This is a genomic window from Micromonospora sp. WMMD882 (genome assembly GCF_027497255.1).
Taxonomy (GTDB): domain Bacteria; phylum Actinomycetota; class Actinomycetes; order Mycobacteriales; family Micromonosporaceae; genus Micromonospora.
Genome location: NZ_CP114903.1, coordinates 5,283,048 through 5,300,076, shown reverse-complemented (window position 1 = coordinate 5,300,076; position 17,029 = coordinate 5,283,048). Strand labels below are relative to the sequence as shown.

Genomic DNA, 17,029 nt, shown 5'->3' with positions numbered 1-17,029 from the left:
GGTCACCCCGAACACGGGCCGATCCGCGCGGACGGTGTCGGCGGCGACGGGTACCGTCGCACGGTGACCCTGCCGCGCGCCTTCCCGAAGTCCGCCAGCTCCCGCTCCCGGCGCCGGGGGGCCCGGCCCAGCGGCGCGGAGCTGCTCGCCGCGGCGGTCGGCGCGGTGCCCGGCGGCGCGGCCCGCCCCGGCCAGCAGGAGATGGTCACCGCCATCGAGGAGTGCGTCGCCGACCGGGAACACCTGCTCGTGCAGGCCGGCACCGGCACCGGCAAGTCGCTGGGTTACCTCGCCCCGGCGCTGACCGTGGACGGCCCGGTGGTGGTCTCCACCGCCACCCTGGCCCTCCAGGCCCAGCTCGTCGACCACGACCTGCCCCGGCTCGCCGAGGCGGTCGAGCCGCTGCTGGGTCGGCGGCCGACGTTCGCGGTCCTCAAGGGACGGCACCACTACCTGTGCCTGGCCCGGCTGGACAGCTCCACCGAGGACGAGCCGGCCGACCTGTTCGACAGCGCCCCGGCCGCCGGGGGTGGCGGGCAGTGGCTCGGCGCGGTGGGCCGGCTCGGCAAGCAGGTCGAGCGGCTGCGGGACTGGGCGATGGAGACCGAGACCGGCGACCGGGACGAGTTGGACCCGGGCGTCGACGACCAGGCCTGGCGGCTGGTGTCGATGCCGGCCCGGGAGTGCGTCGGCGCGTCCCGCTGCCCGTTCGGCGCGGAGTGCTTCGCCGAGGCGTCCCGGGCGCGGGCCCGGGAGGCCGACATCGTGGTTACCAACCACAGCCTGCTGGCGGTGGACATGCTGGCCGGTCGGCAGATCGTGCCGCCGCACCGGCTGCTGATCGTGGACGAGGCCCACGAGCTGGCCGACCGGGTCTCCTCGGCGTCCCAGGCCGAGCTGACGCCGGAGCTGATCGAGCGCACCGGCCGGCGGGCCCGGCCGCTGGTCAAGCCGGAGGTCGCCGAGACGCTCGGCGAGGCCGGCGACGCGCTCACCCTCGGCCTCACCGAGGCCCCGGCCGGGCGGATCACCAACGGCCTGCCGGAGCTGCTGCGCCAGGCGTGCACCCTGCTCGACTCCGCCACCCGGGCCGCGCTGGACGCGATCGGCGACGTCAAGGCCGACGACCCGGACCCGGTCCGCAAACAGCAGGCCAAGGCGGCGCTGGACGACCTCTCCACCACCGCGCAGCGGCTGCTGGAGGAGGCCGACCACGACGTGGCCTGGGTGGAGAAGCCGGAGCAGGGCGGCCGGCGGGCGCTGGTGGTCGCGCCGCTGTCCGTCGCCGGCACCCTCGCCACCCACCTGTACGACGAGCGCACCGTGGTCGCCACCTCGGCGACGCTGACCCTGGGCGGCCGGTTCGACACGGTGGCCCGCGCCCTCGGCCTGGAGGCCCCGCCCGCCCCGACGCCGTCCCCGGCGGCGGACGCCCTGGCCACCGCCGCCCGGGGCGCGCAGCGGAAGACGTCAGGGGACACGCCGGCTGCCGGGCAGCCGGCGACGGAGGGCCCGGGCTGGCGCTCGCTGGACGTCGGCTCCCCGTTCGACTACGCCCGGCAGGGCATCCTGTACGTGGCGGCGCACCTGCCCCGGCCCAGCGTCTCCGGGCTGCCCGAGGCGGCCGGCGCGGAGCTGCTGTCGCTGGTGACCGCGCTGGGTGGCCGTACGCTGGGGCTGTTCTCCTCCCGGCGGGCCGCGCAGCAGGCGGCGGAGCTGCTGCGGGCGCGGACGGACCTGCCGATCCTGCTCCAGGGTGAGGAGTCCCTGCCGCTGCTGGTGCGCCGGTTCAAGCAGGAGCGGTCGAGCTGCCTGTTCGGGGTGATGTCGCTCTGGCAGGGGGTGGACGTGCCGGGCGACTCCTGCCAGCTCGTGGTGATCGACCGGCTGCCGTTCCCGCGTCCGGACGAGCCGCTGGCGGCGGCCCGCGCGGCGGCGGTGGACGCCGGGGGCGGGTCCGGGTTCGCCGCGGTCAGCGTGCCGATCGCCGCGATCCGGCTGGCCCAGGGCGTCGGGCGGCTGATCCGCTCGACCGGTGACCGGGGCGTGGTCGCGGTGCTGGACTCCCGGCTGGAGACGGCCCGCGGGTACGGCCCGTTCCTGCGCCGGTCGCTGCCGCCGTTCTGGTACACCACCCGGCCGGAGGTGGCCCGGGGCGCGTTGGAACGCCTGGCCGACTCCTGACCCCGCCCGGTGCCCCCGGACCGTGGGCTTTCTCGCCGGCCGCCGCCATTTCGGCGAAACCGCGCTGTCCGGGCCGCCGGACACCCCGACGTCGCCGAAACGGCGCTGTCCGGGCGGCCGGACACCCCGACCGCGCGGGGCGTGGCCCGGCCGGGACGGGTCAGGGGGCCTTGGCGGCGACCACCACCGCGTCCGGCGGAGTCTCCGGCACGGTACGGGCGGCGAGCCGCCGGACGGCGGTGTTCAGCACGGCGATCAGCGGCACCGAGACCAGCGCCCCGGTGATGCCGGCGAGCACCACACCGGCGGCGATCCCGATGATCACGGCGAGCGGGTGGATCGCCACCGCCCGACCCATGATCAACGGTTGCAGGATGTGCCCCTCCACCTGCTGCACGCCGATCACCACGCCGAGGATGATCAGGGCGGTCACCGGCCCGCTGTCGACCAGCGCCACCAGCACCGCCACCGCGCCGGACAGGGTCGCCCCGACGATCGGGATGAACGCGCCGAGGAAGACCAGCGCCGCCAGCGGGAACGCGAACGGGATGTCGAAGACGACCAGGAAGATACCGATGCCGACGGCGTCGATGAAGGCCACCAGCACGGTGGCCCGGACGTACGCCACCAGGGTCGACCAGGACGCCTGACCGGCGTCGTCGACCTTCCAGCGGGCCGCGACCGGCAGCAGCCGGACCAGGAAACGCCAGATCTGCCGGCCGTCCCGCAGGAAGAAGAACGTCGCGAAGAGCACCAGCAGCGCTCCGGTGAGCACCTCGGCGACGGTGGCGGCGGTGGAGAGCGCCCCGCTGGTCAACCGGTTGGTGTTGTCGTTGACCCACTGCTGACCTTCGCTGATGTACCGGTCGAGCTGCCCGTCGCTCATGTGCAGCGGCCCGGTCTTCAGCCAGTCCTGGATCTGCCGGACGCCCTCGGAGGACTTCGCGCTCAGCTCCGGCACCCCGTCGATGAACTCGTTGACCACCAGGGTCAGCGTGCCGATCACCGCGGCCAGCCCGGCGACCAGCACCACCGCGGTGGCCAGCGAGCGGGGGAACCGGGCCCGCAGCAGCCAGCCCACGGCGGGCGCGAGCAGCGCCGACAACAGCAGCGCGACGGCCAACGGGATGATCACGATCCGGATCTGACCGACGATCCTCAACAGCGCCCAGCCGACCAGCCCGACCACGATGAGCCGCCACGACCAGGCCGCGGCGATCCGCAGCGCGTGCGGCACGTCGGCGTCGTCCCGGCTGACCGTGGAGCTGTGCAGGGCGGCGGACGGCTCCGCGCCGACCACCACCGCCGACGCCGGGGCGACCGGCCCGGGCTCGGCCGGCGAGGCCGTCCCCGTCCCCGACCCGGGGACGGCAGCCCGTCGCCGCAGGTCGTGGGCCTGCTCACGGTCGCGGTCGCGGCCCTCGCGCACCGCGTCCCGGCCCGACTCGTACGCGCGACGCAGCCGGCTGCGGATCCGTTCGAAGCGGCTCAAGCCGACCTCCTGCTCACCATGTGTCCACATACGGTAACGGCCGGACATGTTCCCGCGGGAACGTCACGGTAGGCCGGTCGCGCCACACATTGCCCAGGGCGGTCGTCCGGTAACCACCGCGCCGACGGAGGCGGCGGGCACGGTAGCGTCTCCTCCCGTGACCGCCGACCAGAACCTCGACGCCGGCCTGCCGATCCGCCTGCTGCACGATCGCGTGCTGGTGCGCCTGGAGGGTAACGAGGGCGAGCGCCGCTCCACCGCCGGCATCGTGATCCCGGCGACCGCCGCCGTCGGGAAGCGCCTGTCCTGGGCGACCGCCGTGGGCGTCGGCCCGAACGTCCGGTCGATCGTCTCCGGCGACCGGGTGCTGTTCGACCCCGACGACCGCTCCGAGGTCGAACTGCACGGGCGGGGCTACGTGCTGCTCCGCGAACGGGACGTGCACGCCGTCGCCGCCGAGCGCGTCGAGCCCGACTCCACCGGCCTGTACCTGTAGGCGTCCCGCTCCCCGGGGTCTGTGCCGTTTGCCCACCGCCGCGGCGGGAAGCCAGGCACGTCCGCGCCCTGGGGAGGGATGATGCCGATCTTCCTGAAGAAGCTGCTCGTCATACTGAGCGTCGGGTTCCTGATCTACTTCATGGCGTTCCGGCCGCAGGGCGCCGCGGACCTGTTCAGGGCCATCGGGGTGGCGCTGCTGGCCATCGCCGCCGGCCTGGGTGACTTCCTGACCAGCCTGTTCAGTTGAGCGCCCGGCCCCCGGGCCGCCGTCAGCGGGGAGCGCCCGGGTGCCAGCCGGCGGGCGGGGCGGGCCAGTGCGGCCCCGGCGGGTACGGCACGGGTGGCGGCGGCGGGGCGAGCACCACCGGGATCGGCACGACCGGCTCGTCCGGCGGATCCACCGGCCGCTGGTGGCCGTCGGGGAACCGCAGGTGGTAGCGGTGCCCGTCCCAGATGCCGAGCGGGGTCTGCGGGTCGCGGCCGACGAAGAACCACCGGTACGCGGAGATGGTCTCCAGCAGCAGGCGTTCCTCGGCGGCGGTCCGTTCCCGGTCGACGGGGCGGAGGTCCAGGCCCCGGCGCATGCCGTCGCGGAGCAGGGCCAGCCGGGTGGCCGCGAACTGGTAGCCCCGCATCGCCTTCACCGCGCGGTCCCCGCCGACCCGGCGGGCCCAACTGCGGGCGGCGTGCCGCCGGCCGAGGCTGCCCAGCGCCGCCACCTCCGGCGGCGTGAGCCAACCGGCGCGGACGTAGTCCGGCAGGGTGCGCTCGGTGAGCCGCCCCTCCCAGGCGCGCAGCCAGACGGCCAGGCCCACCATGCCGAAGAAGATCGGCACCATCACGCCGATGTACCCGTAGAGGGCGACCAGCGGCTGCCCGGTGGCGGCCACCAGCGACGGGACCAGGTTCCAGGTGCCGTGCAGCATCATCGCCACCAGCAGGCCGGCGATCGGCGCGAGGAAACGGACCCGCCGGTCGGCGGACCGGGCGGCGATGCCCAGCCCGACGCCGGTCATCGCGGTGAACAGCGGGTGGGCGAAGCCGAACAGCAGGATCCGGACGATGAAGATGGCCAGCACCTGCTGCGCGCCGGTGGCCGGGCCGTACTCCTCGACGCCGGTGCGGTAGCCGTACCCGCCCAGGTAGAGGATGTTCTCCACCATGGCGAAGCCGATCGCGGAGAGCCCGCAGTAGACCAGACCGTCGGTGATGCCGGACCACTCCCGCCGCCGGAAGATCAGCAGCAGGATCGGGCCGAGCGCCTTGGTCAGCTCCTCGATGAACGGGGCGACCAGCACGGCGGTGAGCGCGTCGGGCAGGTCCCACGCGGCGAACCGGCCGGCGAAGAACTCGTTCACCGTCAGTGACGCCGCGGTGGAGACGAACGCCCCCCAGGCGAAACAGAAGATCAGGTACTTCAACGGCTCCGGCTCGTAGCGGTCCAGCCAGAGGAAGCACGCCACCAGCACCGGGACCGGCAGGATCGCGGCGACCAGGCCGATCAACAGCGCCTCGACGCCCAGGCTCTGCCCCAACGTGAAGATCATGAAGATGGCGCAGGCGGCGATGACCAGGATGGTGCCGGCCAACACCACGTACCGTCGCCAGCTCGTCCGGCGGGCGGGCAGCGGGGTGACCGGCGGGCCCGGGGTGTGCAGGGCGGGGCTCGGCGGCGGCGGACCGGCAGGCGCTGCGCCGGGCGGGGTGTCGGCCATGCGCTCAGCGTATCGACCCCCGGCCGACCCGACCGGCCGCATGCCGGTCCCGGCGGTCAGGCCACCGGCGGCGGCACACCGGTCCCGGCGGTCGACGGGCCACCGGCGGTCAGGCCACCGGCGGTCCGGCGTCGCCGGTCCGCCGGTCGGTGGGCGACGAGGGCCGTTCGTGCTCGCCGAACGCGCTGCGGACCAGCCGGTTGGCCTCCTCCTGGTCCAGACCGGAGGCGACCATCAGGTCGCTGGCGGTGGTCCGCACCTGGGCCACCACCACGCTGCCGGAGAACCCCACCCCCTGCTCGTACGCCCGCCCCGCCTCGCTGACCGCGCGCAGCGTCCGCTCCCGGGCGTCGCCCGGCTCCGCCCCGACGGCGAACTCGTGCCGCAGCAGCCGGACCGCCTCGGCCAGGTGCCCGACCGCGTCGGGCAGCGGCTCCGGCGTCGGCTCCTCGTCCTCGATCATGGTGATCGCCCGGCGGATCAGGGTGCCGCTGTTGCGCATCGCCCGGTCGATCGGCTCGGCCGCCTCGGCGTAGTGGGCCAGCTCGCTGCGCCGGTGCCAGCGCGCCGGCGAGATGGTCAGGGTCTCCTTCGCCCCGTCGATCGCCTCGGTGAACGCGGCCAGCTCCTCCTTGTTCGCCCGGAGCCGTTCCAGGGCCCGCTGGCAACGCTCCCGGTCGTGGTCCCGGATCGCCTCCGCCGTCACGTCGAGCTGCTCGGCCAGCAGGTCCAGCGCCGGCCGGGCCGCCCGGTTGATCACCCGGAGCGGGTTGAGCGGCAGCAGCACGGCGGTCACCAGCAGGGCGATACCGCCGCCGACCAGGGCGTCGACGAACCGGGGCAGCTCCAGATCCTTGGTCGACGGACTCAGCGTGGCGATCAGCACGGCGGTCGCCGCCGCCTGGATGACCACCGCCACGCTGCCGCCCAGGAAGATCGAGACGATGATGGCCAGAGTGACGATCAGGCCCAACTGCCAGGGGCCGGTGCCCAGCAGGTAGATCAGCACGTCGCCGATCAGCACGCCGATGCCCACCCCGACGATCAGCTCGATGGTGCGGCGCAGCCGCTGACCGACCGACGCCGCCAGGGTGCCGACCGCCGAGATCGGCGCGAACACCGGCTCCGGGTTGTGCAGCAGCTCGTGCGAGGCCACCCAGGCCAGCGCGGCGGCCACCCCAGCCTGCACGGCCAGGCCCGCCGCGCTGCGTACCCGGTGCGTCCGGTCCCGCAGCGTGGCGTGACCCCGTTGCCGCAGCTCCACCATCGCCCCGGCGATCCGGGCGGTGTCGACGTCGACCAGTCCCTGCCGCAACTCGGTCCGCGGCGGGCGGTGTCGGTCACGGGCAGCGGCCATGGGCGGGACTACCCGCGCCACGCGTGGTGAATCCTGGCGGTCGCGGGCCGTACGGCACACTGCGCCTGTGGAGACGCTGGAGCGACGGTGGCAGGCGGCGGCCCGCGGGGTGGGTGCCCCCGACCCGGCGGCGGTGGCCGGGGCCGGCACGGAGCTGCTCACCCGGTGGCGGGAGCCGCACCGCCGCTATCACACCGTCGACCACCTGACCGCCGTGCTGGACGTGATCGACCGGCACGCCGGGCACGCCGACCGGCCCGACCTGGTACGGCTCGCCGCCTGGTGCCACGACGCGGTCTACGATCCGCGCGCGCCCGGGGACACCAACGAACGCGACAGCGCCGCGCTGGCCGGTGACCTGCTCACCGCCGTGGGCGTGCCGACCGACGCGGTGGCCGAGGTACGCCGGCTGGTGCTGCTCACCGCCGGGCACGCGGTCGCCGCCGACGACCGGGACGGCGCGCTGCTCTGCGACGCCGACCTCGCGGTCCTCGCGGCCACCCCGCAGCGGTACGACGGGTACGCGGCCCGGATCCGTCAGGAGTACGCGCACGTGCCCGAGGCGGCGTTCCGGTCCGGCCGGGCGGCCGTGCTGGAGAAGCTGCTCGACCTGCCCGCCCTGTTCCACGTGCCGGCGCTGGCCGCCCGCTGGGAGGCCCCGGCGCGGGCGAACCTGACCCGGGAGCTGACCACCCTGCGCCACCCCGACTGACCCACCGCGTCCCCCGCCACCACGGTCACCCGGCCCGCCGTCGCCCGGTCACCCTGTCGGCTGCCGCCGTGAGCGGCCGGCGCACGATGGCCGTCGCCCTGAGCTGACGTTAACCTCTGCTGCATGTCCGGTTCCCCCCTCCTCGACGAGCTGCGGGCCGCGCTCGGCGAGAACGCCGTCCTGACCGACCCGGATCTGCTCCGGACGCACCAACGCGACGAGGCCGACCTGTGCGCCGCCGGCCTGCCGCTGGTGGTGGTGCGCCCCCGGGACACCGGGCAGGTGGTGGCGGTGGTCCGGGCGGCGGCCCGGCACGGGGCGCCGGTGGTGCCGCAGGGGGCCCGGACCGGGCTGGCCGGCGCGGCGAACGCGGTCGACGGCGCGGTGGTGGTGAGCACGTCGGCGCTGGACGCGATCCTGGAGATCGACCCGGTCAGCCGGATCGCCGTCGTGCAGCCCGGGGTCGTCAACGCCACCCTGGCCGGGGCGGTACGCAAGGAGGGGCTCTACTACCCGCCCGACCCGGGGTCGTGGGAGTCGTCCACGATCGGCGGCAACGTGGCCACCAACGCCGGTGGCATGTGCTGCGTCAAGTACGGCGTGACCACCGAGTACGTGCTCGGCCTGGAGGTGGTGCTCGCCTCCGGCGAGGTGCTGCGCACCGGTCGGCGCACCGCCAAGGGCGTCGCCGGGTACGACCTGACCCGGCTCTTCGTCGGCTCGGAGGGGACGCTCGGGATCGTCACCGAGGTGACCCTGGCGCTGCGGCCCGCCCCGGAGGAGTCGCTGACCCTGGTGGCGGTCTTCGACTCGACCACCGACGCGGGCGCCGCCGTCGCCGGGATCGCCGCCCAGGGGCTCAGCCCCAGCCTGCTGGAGCTGCTCGACCGCACCCACCTGGCGGCCATCGAGGCGTACCGGCCGATGGGGTTGCGCACCGACGCGGAGGCGCTGTTGCTCGCGGCGGCCGACACCGGCCCCCGGGCGGCGGCCGACCTGGCCCGGCTGGCCGAGGTCTGCTCGGCCGCCGGGGCGTCCGAGGTGTACACGGCCACCGACGCGGTGGAGGCGGCGGCGCTGCTCCAGGCCCGCCGGCTGGCCCACCCGGCGATGGAGGCGTACGCCGCCCGGACCTACCCGAACGGCAACGGCGGTCTGGTGATCGACGACGTGGCGGTGCCGCGCGGCGCGCTCGCCGCCCTGCTCGACGGGGTGGCGAGGATCGCCGTCGAGTGCGACGTGCCGATCGGGGTGGTCGGGCACGCCGGGGACGGCAACATGCACCCCAACATCGTGGTCGACCGCGCCGACCCGGCCAGCCTGGAACGGGGGCGGCGCGCCTTCGACGAGATCATGCGGCTGGGCCTGGAGCTGGGTGGCACCTGCACCGGCGAGCACGGGGTGGGGCTGCTCAAGCGGGAGTGGCTGGCCCGGGAGATCGGCCCCGTCGGGGTCCGGGTGCACCAGGCGATCAAGGCGGCCCTGGACCCGGACGGTCTGTTCAACCCCGGCAAGGTGCTCTGAGGGCCGCCGCGGGTCAGCCGGGGGTCGGCAGGCCGCTCGGGTCGGTCTCCACGCCCCGGTCGGCGGCGAAGCCGCGTACGTCGGGCGCGCCGAGCCGGGCCGCGTCGGCGGTGGCGTCGTCCGGCATCCGCTGCGACTGGCGTTCCGCCTCCACCCGGGCCCGGTAGTGCGCGACCTCGCGGGCCCGCACGTCGGCGTTCCAGCCGAGCACCGCGCCCATCAGCTCCGCCGTGTGCTCCGCCGACTCCAGCCCACGGTGGCTGGTCTCGAACGAGATCCGGGTCCGTCGGGTCAGCACGTCCTCCAGGTGCAGCGCCCCCTCCGCCCGCGCCGCGTACGTCACCTCGGCGGCCAGGTACTCCGGGGCCCCGGCCAGCGGGGCGGCCAGCAGCGGATCGGCCGCGATCAGGGCGAGCAGCTCCCGGGTGACGCTGCCGTACCGCTCCAGCAGGTGCTCGACCACGCCGACCGGCGTCCCGTGCCGGCGGGCCAGGTCGGCCCGGTCCCGCCACATGGCGGCGTACCCGTCCGCGCCGAGCAGCGGCAGGTCGGCGGTGCGCGAGGGACGGACCCCGCCGAGCCGGCGGGCCGCCCGGTCGACCACGTCGGCGGCCATCACCCGGTACGTCGTGTACTTGCCCCCGGCGACCAGCAGCAGCCCGAGCATCGGCTCGACCACCGCGTGCTCCCGGGACAGCTTCGACGTGGAGTCGGCCTCGCCGGAGAGCAACGGCCGCAGCCCGGCGTAGACGCCCTCGATGTCGGCGACGGTCAACGGCCGGTTCAGCACCGTGTTGACCTGGTCCAGCAGGTAGTCGATGTCCCGCGCGGAGGCGGCCGGGTGGGAGCGGTCCAGCCGCCAGTCGGTGTCGGTGGTGCCGATGATCCAGTGCCCGCCCCACGGGATGACGAACAGCACCGAGGTGGCCGTCCGCAGGATCAGCCCGGTCTCGCCGGTGATCGCCGAGCGGGGCACCACCAGGTGTACCCCCTTGGAAGCCCGCACCCGCAGGCCGGGGCGCAGCCCCACGTCGTTGAGCATCCGCGACATGTCGTCGCTCCACACGCCGGTCGCGGCGATCACCGTGCGGGCGCGTACCTCGAACTCGGCGTCCGGGGAGCCCGGGGCCGCCTCCAGGTCGCGGACCCGGACCCCGGTGACCTCCCGGGCCTGCCGGATCAGGCCGACGGCGCGGGCGCTGGTCACCACGGCCGCGCCGAGGCTCGCCGCGGTGCGGGCCAGGGTGACCACCAGCCGGGCGTCGTCGACCTGCCCGTCGTAGTAGCGGATCGCCCCGGCCAGCCGGTCGGCGCGCAGGCTGGGGAAGACCCGCCGGGCGCCCTCCCGGCTCAGGTGCCGGTGCAGCGGCATGCCCCGACCCCGGCCGAAGACCCCGGCGAACGCGTCGTACGCGGCCACCCCGGCGCCGTAGTAGGCCCGTCGGAAGGCCCGGCCCGGCAGGCCGCGCACCCCGCCGTCGTCGGGCAGCGGCACCAGGATCGGCACCGGCCGGACCAGGTGCGGGGCGAGCCGGGTGGCGAGCAGCCCCCGCTCGGTGAGCGCCTCGTGCACCAGCCCGAGCTCCAACTGCTCCAGGTAGCGCAGACCGCCGTGGATCAGCTTGCTGGACCGGCTGGAGGTGCCGGCGGCGAAGTCCCGCGCCTCGACCAGGGCCACCTTGAGCCCGCGGGAGGCGGCGTCCAGGGCAGCGCCCGCGCCGGTCACCCCACCGCCGATGACCAGGACGTCGAACCGCTCGGCCCGGAGCCGGCGCAGGTCGTCGACCCGCCGGACGGGAGAGAGCCTACCGGCCGTGGAACGGGATACGTTGGGGTCACGCACCCGTTCACGGTAGCCGCACCGGCCGCCGCACGGCACACCGTGCATCCGCCCCGTACCGTACGGTCATGCAACCCGCGCCGCTGCCCGGTCCGTTCGCGCCGCCGCCCACTCCGGCTCCACCGAGCGCGTTGCCGGTGGTCGCGGCCGTCCTGGCGGGCTGCTGGACGGTCGGGGTGGTTCTGCTCCCCCAGGTGGTCGGCTGGCTGGTCGAGCAGGTGATGCTCGCCACCGGGCTGGACCGGCCGGTCTGGCTCTGGCCGGCGGTCTCCCTGCTGACGATCGTCATGGTGGGGGTGCCCGCGCTGCTGTTGGCCCTGGTGCCGCGTTCCGACGCGGTCCGTGCCGTCGGCCGCGCCTGGCTGGCCGGGGTGTCGGCGCTGGGCGCGCTCGGCCTGCTCCGGATGATCCCGGCGGTGCACCACGAGGCGTACCTGGCCGGGCTCGCCGTCGTCGCCGTGCTGGCCGCCGTGGTCATCGCCCGCCTGCGCCGCCGGGCCGCACGGCCCGACCCGGCGGACGCGCAGACCGGCGGGCACGGACAGACCGGCGGGCACGCGCAGACCGGCGGGCACGGACAGACCGGGGCGCACGCGCAGACCGGCGGGCACGGGCGGGGGGCGGGCGCGCCGGTGACGCTGCTCGCGGTCGCCGCCGGGCTGCTCCTGCTGCTGCCCTGGCTCTGGCTGGGCGCGCTCGGCGGGCTGCTGGAGACGGCGCTCGCCGTGCTGGCGGCGACGGCCGTCGGCGTGCTCGCCGGAGCGCTGCTCGACGCGGAGCTGTGGGCCCGCTTCGGGGCCGGGCCTGACCGTCGACCGGCCCGGCTGGTGCTGGTCGGCGGCCTGGTGGCCGGGGTGACGCTGCTCCTGCTCGCCGCCGGCGTCGGCCACTCGGGCAGCCAGCTCGCCCTGCTGCTGACGCTGCCGCCGGCCGGTTTCGTGCTGGCCGCGCTCCAGGCCACGCCCGCCGGGCCGAGCGGTCCGGCCCCGGTCCGCTGGCTGGTCGGTCTCACGGTGCTCGGCCCGCTGGCCGGCGCCGACCCGGAGGAGGTCACCCTGCTGCTGACCACCACCCGGGACGTGCCGTTCTGGGTGGCGGTCGCCGCCGGGGCGGCGTTCGCCGTCGCGCTGCTGGTCGCCCTCGGGTACGGCCTGCTGCTGCCCCGCCGCGCCCCGGGCCGCCCGGTCGCCGCGGTGACCGTCGGCGTGCTGCTGGTCGCCGCCGCCGGGGTGTACGCGGGCCCCGGCCAGCCCGGTCTCTCCGGTGAACGCCTGCTGGTGGTGCTCCGCGAGCAGGCCGACCTGCGGGACGTGCCCCGGGCCACCGGGGCGGCCGGACGGGACGCCCGGGTCCGCGCGGTCTACCGCCGGCTCGTCGACACCGCCGACCGCAGCCAGGCCGACCTGCGTCGACAGTTGGCCCGGCTACGGCTCCCGTACACGGCGTACTACCTGGTCAACGCGATCGAGGTGGACGGCGGGCCGGCGGTGCGGGCCTGGCTGTCCAGCCGCCCCGAGGTGGACCGGGTGCTGGTCAGCCAGCGGTTGCGTCCGTTGCCCGCGCCGGTCGGGGTCAGCCGGGGCGACGCGACCGCGCCGACCGGTCCGGAGTGGAACATCCGGATGATCGGCGCCGACCGGGTCTGGTCGGAGCTGGGCGTGGACGGCGCGGGGATCACCGTGGGCAGCTCGGACTCCGGGGCGGACGCCGGTCACCCGGCCCTCGCGGCCGGTTTCCGGGGCGGCGACGACTCCTGGTACGACCCGTGGGACGGCAGCCGGTCCCCCCGGGACACCGGTGGGCACGGCACGCACACCGTGGGCAGCGCGGTGGGACGCGGCGGCATCGGCGTGGCCCCCGGGGCGACCTGGACGAGCTGCGTGAACCTGGACCGCAACCTGGGCAGCCCGGCCCGCTACCTGGACTGTCTCCAGTTCATGCTGGCCCCGTTCCCGCCCGGCGGCGACCCGTTCACCGACGGTCGGCCGGAACGCGCCCCGCAGGTGCTCACCAACTCGTGGGGCTGTCCCGTCATCGAGGGCTGCGACCCGGCGGCGCTACGGCCGGCGACCGTCGCCTTCGAGGCGGCCGGGGTGTTCGTGGTGGCGGCGGCCGGCAACACCGGCCCGTACTGCGGCTCGATCGACGACCCGCCGGCGACGCACCCGGACGTGTTGACCGTCGGCGCGGTGGACCGCTCCCGCCGGGTCACCGACTTCTCCAGCCGCGGCCCGGGGCAAGATGGCGGCAAACCGGACGTGGTGGCGCCCGGCGCGGCGGTGCGGTCGGCGATGCCCGGCGGCGGGTACGCCGTCCTGGACGGCACGTCGATGGCGACGCCGCAGGTGGCGGGGGTGGTGGCGCTGATGTGGTCGGCCAGTCCGGCGCTCGTCGGCGACCTGGAACGCACCCGGCGACTCCTGCGGGACACCGCCACCCCGGTCGAGCCGCCGCCGGGGGCGGCCGGTCGGCCCGACAGGTGTGGCGCGACGGCCGACGCGGGCGCGGGGCTGGTGGACGCGTACGCCGCCGTGCGGGCGGCCCGCCGCTGAGCCCAGGGCCGTCCCGCCGTCAGGGCGGTCCACGGTACGACGGAAGGGGCGGGCCGCTGACGCGGCCCGCCCCTTCGGCGTGTGTCGGAACCGGACTCAGAAGTCCATGTCCCCGCCACCCGGGCCAGCCGGGGCGGCCGGGGCCTTCTCCGGCTTGTCGGCCACGACGGCCTCGGTGGTGAGGAAGAGCGCCGCGATCGACGAGGCGTTCTGCAGCGCCGACCGGGTCACCTTGGCCGGGTCGATGATGCCGGCGGCCAGCAGGTCCACGTACTCGCCGGTCGCGGCGTTGAGGCCGTGACCCGGGTCGAGGTTGCGGACCCGCTCGACGACGACGCCACCCTCGAGGCCGGCGTTGACGGCGATCTGCCGCAGCGGGGCGTCCAGCGCGATCTTGACGATCTGCGCGCCGGTCGCCTCGTCGCCGGCCAGGTCCAGCTTGTCGAAGGCGGTCTTGCCGGCCTGCACCAGCGCGACGCCACCACCCGGGACGATGCCCTCCTCGACGGCGGCCTTCGCGTTGCGGACGGCGTCCTCGATGCGGTGCTTGCGCTCCTTCAGCTCGACCTCGGTGGCCGCGCCGACCTTGATCACCGCGACGCCGCCGGCCAGCTTGGCCAGCCGCTCCTGCAGCTTCTCGCGGTCGTAGTCGGAGTCGCTCTTGTCGATCTCGGCCCGGATCTGGTTGACCCGGCCCTGGATCTGCTCGGCGTCACCGGCGCCGTCGACGATGGTGGTCTCGTCCTTGGTGACGACGACCTTGCGGGCGCGGCCCAGCATGTCGAGGCCGACGGCGTCGAGCTTGAGGCCGACCTCCTCGCTGATGACCTGGCCACCGGTGAGGATGGCGATGTCGCCCAGCATGGCCTTGCGGCGGTCACCGAAGCCCGGCGCCTTGACGGCGACGGACTTGAAGGTGCCCCGGACCTTGTTGACGACCAGGGTGGCCAGGGCCTCGCCCTCGATGTCCTCGGCGATGATCAGCAGCGGCTTGCCGCCCTGCATGACCTTCTCCAGGATCGGGAGCAGGTCCTTCACCGACGAGATCTTGCTGTTGACGATCAGGATGTACGGGTCGTCGAAGACGGCCTCCATACGCTCCGGGTCGGTCATGAAGTACGCGGAGATGTAGCCCTTGTCGAAGCGCATGCCCTCGGTGAGCTCGAGCTCCAGCCCGAAGGTGTTGCTCTCCTCGACGGTGATGACGCCTTCCTTGCCGACCTTGTCCATCGCCTCGGCGATGATCTCGCCGACGCTGGTGTCACCGGCGGAGATGGAGGCGGTGGAGGCGATCTGCTCCTTGGTCTCGACGTCCTTGGCGAGCTTGGACAGCTCCTCCGAGACGTTGGCGACCGCGGCCTCGATGCCCCGCTTGAGGGCCATCGGGTTGGCGCCGGCGGCCACGTTGCGCAGACCCTCGCGGACGAGGGCCTGAGCCAGGACGGTCGCCGTCGTCGTGCCGTCACCGGCCACGTCGTCGGTCTTCTTGGCGACCTCCTTGACCAGCTCGGCGCCGATCTTCTCGTACGGGTCCTCGAGCTCGATCTCCTTGGCGATGCTCACACCATCGTTGGTGATGGTGGGGGCGCCCCACTTCTTCTCGAGCACGACGTTACGGCCCTTGGGGCCGAGGGTCACCTTCACGGCGTCGGCGAGCTGGTTCATGCCCCGCTCGAGGCCGCGACGGGCCTCCTCGTCGAACGCGATCATCTTGGCCATACGGCGTTGTCCTCCTGGACACTCACGGGCCACCCGAGTGTTGTGCCCCGGATGGGCCGCCTGGTGTACGCACCTTGGGACGTCGCCACCTGGCGACGACGACGTCCGTCGGCCGGGCCGGATAGCCCGCGACGACCGGCCATGTGCCACGCTGCGCGATGCCGCGTGACCGTGGCCCTACCGCCCCGACCATTGGCACTCACGCCATGCGAGTGCCAATGACTTGTTTAGCACTCTCCCCTGCCGAGTGCAAGCACGACGCCTTCCCGATCACCCCGTTCCGCGTGACGCCCGTGCCCCGTGGACCCCCGCCCCGGCCCGCCGACCCCCACCGGACTCCCCCACCCCGCCGTGCGCCGTCCGCCATCGGCCGCCCGCCGCCCCGCCGGCCTTCGGGCATCGGGGCGAAGCCGTGGCAGCCAACGACCCCCCAGGAGGGCCGACAGCCACCACGATCAGCACCGCCCCACAGAACCTGGAACGGTCCTCCTGGACGACGGGAGAACATGGGCCGCGCCGACGACGCACGAATGTGACGGCGCCCGCGACCGGACACGCCGTCAGCATCGGCAAGGTGGAGGCGACGGATGCCGCGATCGGTCACGCCGTCGGCGCCATGAAAGCATGAAAGAACGCGACGTTTCCCGCCATCGGGCGTCGTCCGCATCGTGAATGGCGGTGGCCCGAACAGGTCCGGGGCGGCCCTCGGGCTTTCCGAAGGCGGGCAGAAAGCCGCCGACGACGCCACCGGAAACCCGTCGACGGGCACCTCAGGGCGGGAACGTCAGGGCGGGAACGTCAGGGCGGGAACGTCAGGGCGGGAACGTCAGGGCGGGAACGTCAGGGCGGGAACGTCAGGGCGGGAGGGCCTCGGGCGGGGCGGGCCCGACGGATGAGGGCTCGCCCGGTCCGACGGATCGGATACCGGGCGGGCTCCACAGAAGACGGTGACCATGGGCCGCCACCAGGACGGCTGATCCGGACGGCCCGTGGTCTCCACTGACGGGGTGGCGTGGCTGGCCGCACCGCCACCGGCTCGACTCAGGCGATGACGCGTACCCGCTCGGCCTGCGGACCCTTCTGCCCCTGAGCGATCTCGAACTCGACCCGCTGCCCGTCGTCCAGCGCCTTGTAGCCGTCCATCTCGATCGCGGAGAAGTGGACGAAGACGTCCTGCCCTCCGTCGACGGCGATGAAGCCGTAGCCCTTTTCGGCGTTGAACCACTTGACGGTGCCTTGCGCCACGGTGCACTTCCTCACTTCGCTGGGCGACACGCAACCCCCGACACCGGCGGGCAGCCGGCATCGGAACCACCGGTGAACACCGACCCGGAAGCGGTCGATGTTCTGCGAACCGAAATCGCACGCTACACGAAGCGTGACCGCAGCGCACGACCACAAACCAGGGCGTATCGGTCAGCTCTCGACCCGGACGG

At 74.7% G+C, this 17,029-nt stretch carries 12 protein-coding genes; 6 read left to right on the top strand and 6 right to left on the bottom strand.

Going from position 1 to position 17,029, the window contains the following annotated elements; genetic code table 11:
• Positions 1-69 precede the first annotated feature (69 nt).
• Complete coding sequence (locus O7606_RS22660; protein ID WP_281599815.1) at positions 70-2,184, top strand: ATP-dependent DNA helicase; 2,115 nt, start codon at positions 70-72, stop codon at positions 2,182-2,184.
• A gap of 160 nt (positions 2,185-2,344) precedes the next feature.
• On the opposite strand, the gene O7606_RS22655 is transcribed toward O7606_RS22660, so the two are convergent.
• Complete coding sequence (locus O7606_RS22655; protein WP_348651119.1) at positions 2,345-3,724, bottom strand: AI-2E family transporter; 1,380 nt, start codon at positions 3,722-3,724, stop codon at positions 2,345-2,347.
• 109 nt (positions 3,725-3,833) lie between these two features.
• On the opposite strand from O7606_RS22655, the gene O7606_RS22650 reads away from it, so the two are divergent.
• Complete coding sequence (locus O7606_RS22650; RefSeq protein ID WP_281596034.1) at positions 3,834-4,172, top strand: co-chaperone GroES; 339 nt, start codon at positions 3,834-3,836, stop codon at positions 4,170-4,172.
• Positions 4,173-4,253: 81 nt separating this feature from the next.
• Positions 4,254-4,421 carry a hypothetical protein gene (locus O7606_RS22645; protein ID WP_281596033.1) on the top strand — a complete coding sequence of 56 codons (168 nt, stop codon included), beginning with the start codon at positions 4,254-4,256 and terminating at the stop codon, positions 4,419-4,421.
• A 22-nt stretch (positions 4,422-4,443) separates the two neighbouring features.
• Here the strand turns inward: O7606_RS22645 and O7606_RS22640 are convergent, their stop codons facing one another.
• Both O7606_RS22640 and O7606_RS22635 read right to left on the bottom strand, forming a co-directional pair.
• Entirely contained in the window at positions 4,444-5,931 is a 1,488-nt protein-coding gene (locus O7606_RS22640) for a PrsW family intramembrane metalloprotease (protein ID WP_281596032.1), read from the bottom strand.
• Positions 5,932-5,998: 67 nt separating this feature from the next.
• Positions 5,999-7,246, bottom strand: coding sequence for an FUSC family protein (locus O7606_RS22635; RefSeq protein WP_281596031.1), 1,248 nt, complete (start codon positions 7,244-7,246; stop codon positions 5,999-6,001).
• A 67-nt stretch (positions 7,247-7,313) separates the two neighbouring features.
• Between O7606_RS22635 and O7606_RS22630 the strand changes: the two genes are divergently transcribed.
• Positions 7,314-7,958 carry a metal-dependent phosphohydrolase gene (locus O7606_RS22630; RefSeq protein ID WP_281596030.1) on the top strand — a complete coding sequence of 215 codons (645 nt, stop codon included), beginning with the start codon at positions 7,314-7,316 and terminating at the stop codon, positions 7,956-7,958.
• Between the two features lie 123 nt (positions 7,959-8,081).
• Positions 8,082-9,482 (top strand): FAD-linked oxidase C-terminal domain-containing protein, encoded by a 1,401-nt coding sequence (locus O7606_RS22625; RefSeq protein ID WP_281596029.1) that lies wholly within the window; start codon positions 8,082-8,084, stop codon positions 9,480-9,482.
• Between the two features lie 13 nt (positions 9,483-9,495).
• Here O7606_RS22625 and O7606_RS22620 read toward each other — a convergent pair whose 3' ends face one another.
• Complete coding sequence (locus tag O7606_RS22620; RefSeq protein ID WP_281596028.1) at positions 9,496-11,370, bottom strand: glycerol-3-phosphate dehydrogenase/oxidase; 1,875 nt, start codon at positions 11,368-11,370, stop codon at positions 9,496-9,498.
• 20 nt (positions 11,371-11,390) lie between these two features.
• Here O7606_RS22620 and O7606_RS22615 point away from each other — a divergent pair, with 20 nt between their 5' ends.
• Positions 11,391-13,874 (top strand): S8 family serine peptidase, encoded by a 2,484-nt coding sequence (locus O7606_RS22615; RefSeq protein ID WP_281596027.1) that lies wholly within the window; start codon positions 11,391-11,393, stop codon positions 13,872-13,874.
• A 96-nt stretch (positions 13,875-13,970) separates the two neighbouring features.
• On the opposite strand, the gene groL is transcribed toward O7606_RS22615, so the two are convergent.
• Both groL and O7606_RS22605 read right to left on the bottom strand, forming a co-directional pair.
• A complete protein-coding gene (groL, locus tag O7606_RS22610) occupies positions 13,971-15,593 on the bottom strand; it encodes a chaperonin GroEL (protein ID WP_281596026.1) in 1,623 nt (540 codons plus the stop codon).
• 1,041 nt (positions 15,594-16,634) lie between these two features.
• The gene (locus O7606_RS22605; RefSeq protein ID WP_013288855.1) at positions 16,635-16,838 is read right to left on the bottom strand and encodes a cold-shock protein; all 204 of its coding nucleotides are present in this window, start codon (positions 16,836-16,838) and stop codon (positions 16,635-16,637) included.
• Positions 16,839-17,029: the final 191 nt, after the last annotated feature.

Coding starts and splice junctions, on each gene's coding strand:
- O7606_RS22620 (WP_281596028.1), bottom strand. CDS start 11,370: ATGCACGGTGTGCCGTGCGGCGGCCGGTGCGGCTACCGTGAACGGGTG.
- O7606_RS22615 (WP_281596027.1), top strand. CDS start 11,391: ATGCAACCCGCGCCGCTGCCCGGTCCGTTCGCGCCGCCGCCCACTCCG.
- O7606_RS22655 (WP_348651119.1), bottom strand. CDS start 3,724: ATGTCCGGCCGTTACCGTATGTGGACACATGGTGAGCAGGAGGTCGGC.
- O7606_RS22645 (WP_281596033.1), top strand. CDS start 4,254: ATGCCGATCTTCCTGAAGAAGCTGCTCGTCATACTGAGCGTCGGGTTC.
- O7606_RS22640 (WP_281596032.1), bottom strand. CDS start 5,931: ATGCGGCCGGTCGGGTCGGCCGGGGGTCGATACGCTGAGCGCATGGCC.
- O7606_RS22635 (WP_281596031.1), bottom strand. CDS start 7,246: ATGGCCGCTGCCCGTGACCGACACCGCCCGCCGCGGACCGAGTTGCGG.
- O7606_RS22625 (WP_281596029.1), top strand. CDS start 8,082: ATGTCCGGTTCCCCCCTCCTCGACGAGCTGCGGGCCGCGCTCGGCGAG.
- groL (WP_281596026.1), bottom strand. CDS start 15,593: ATGGCCAAGATGATCGCGTTCGACGAGGAGGCCCGTCGCGGCCTCGAG.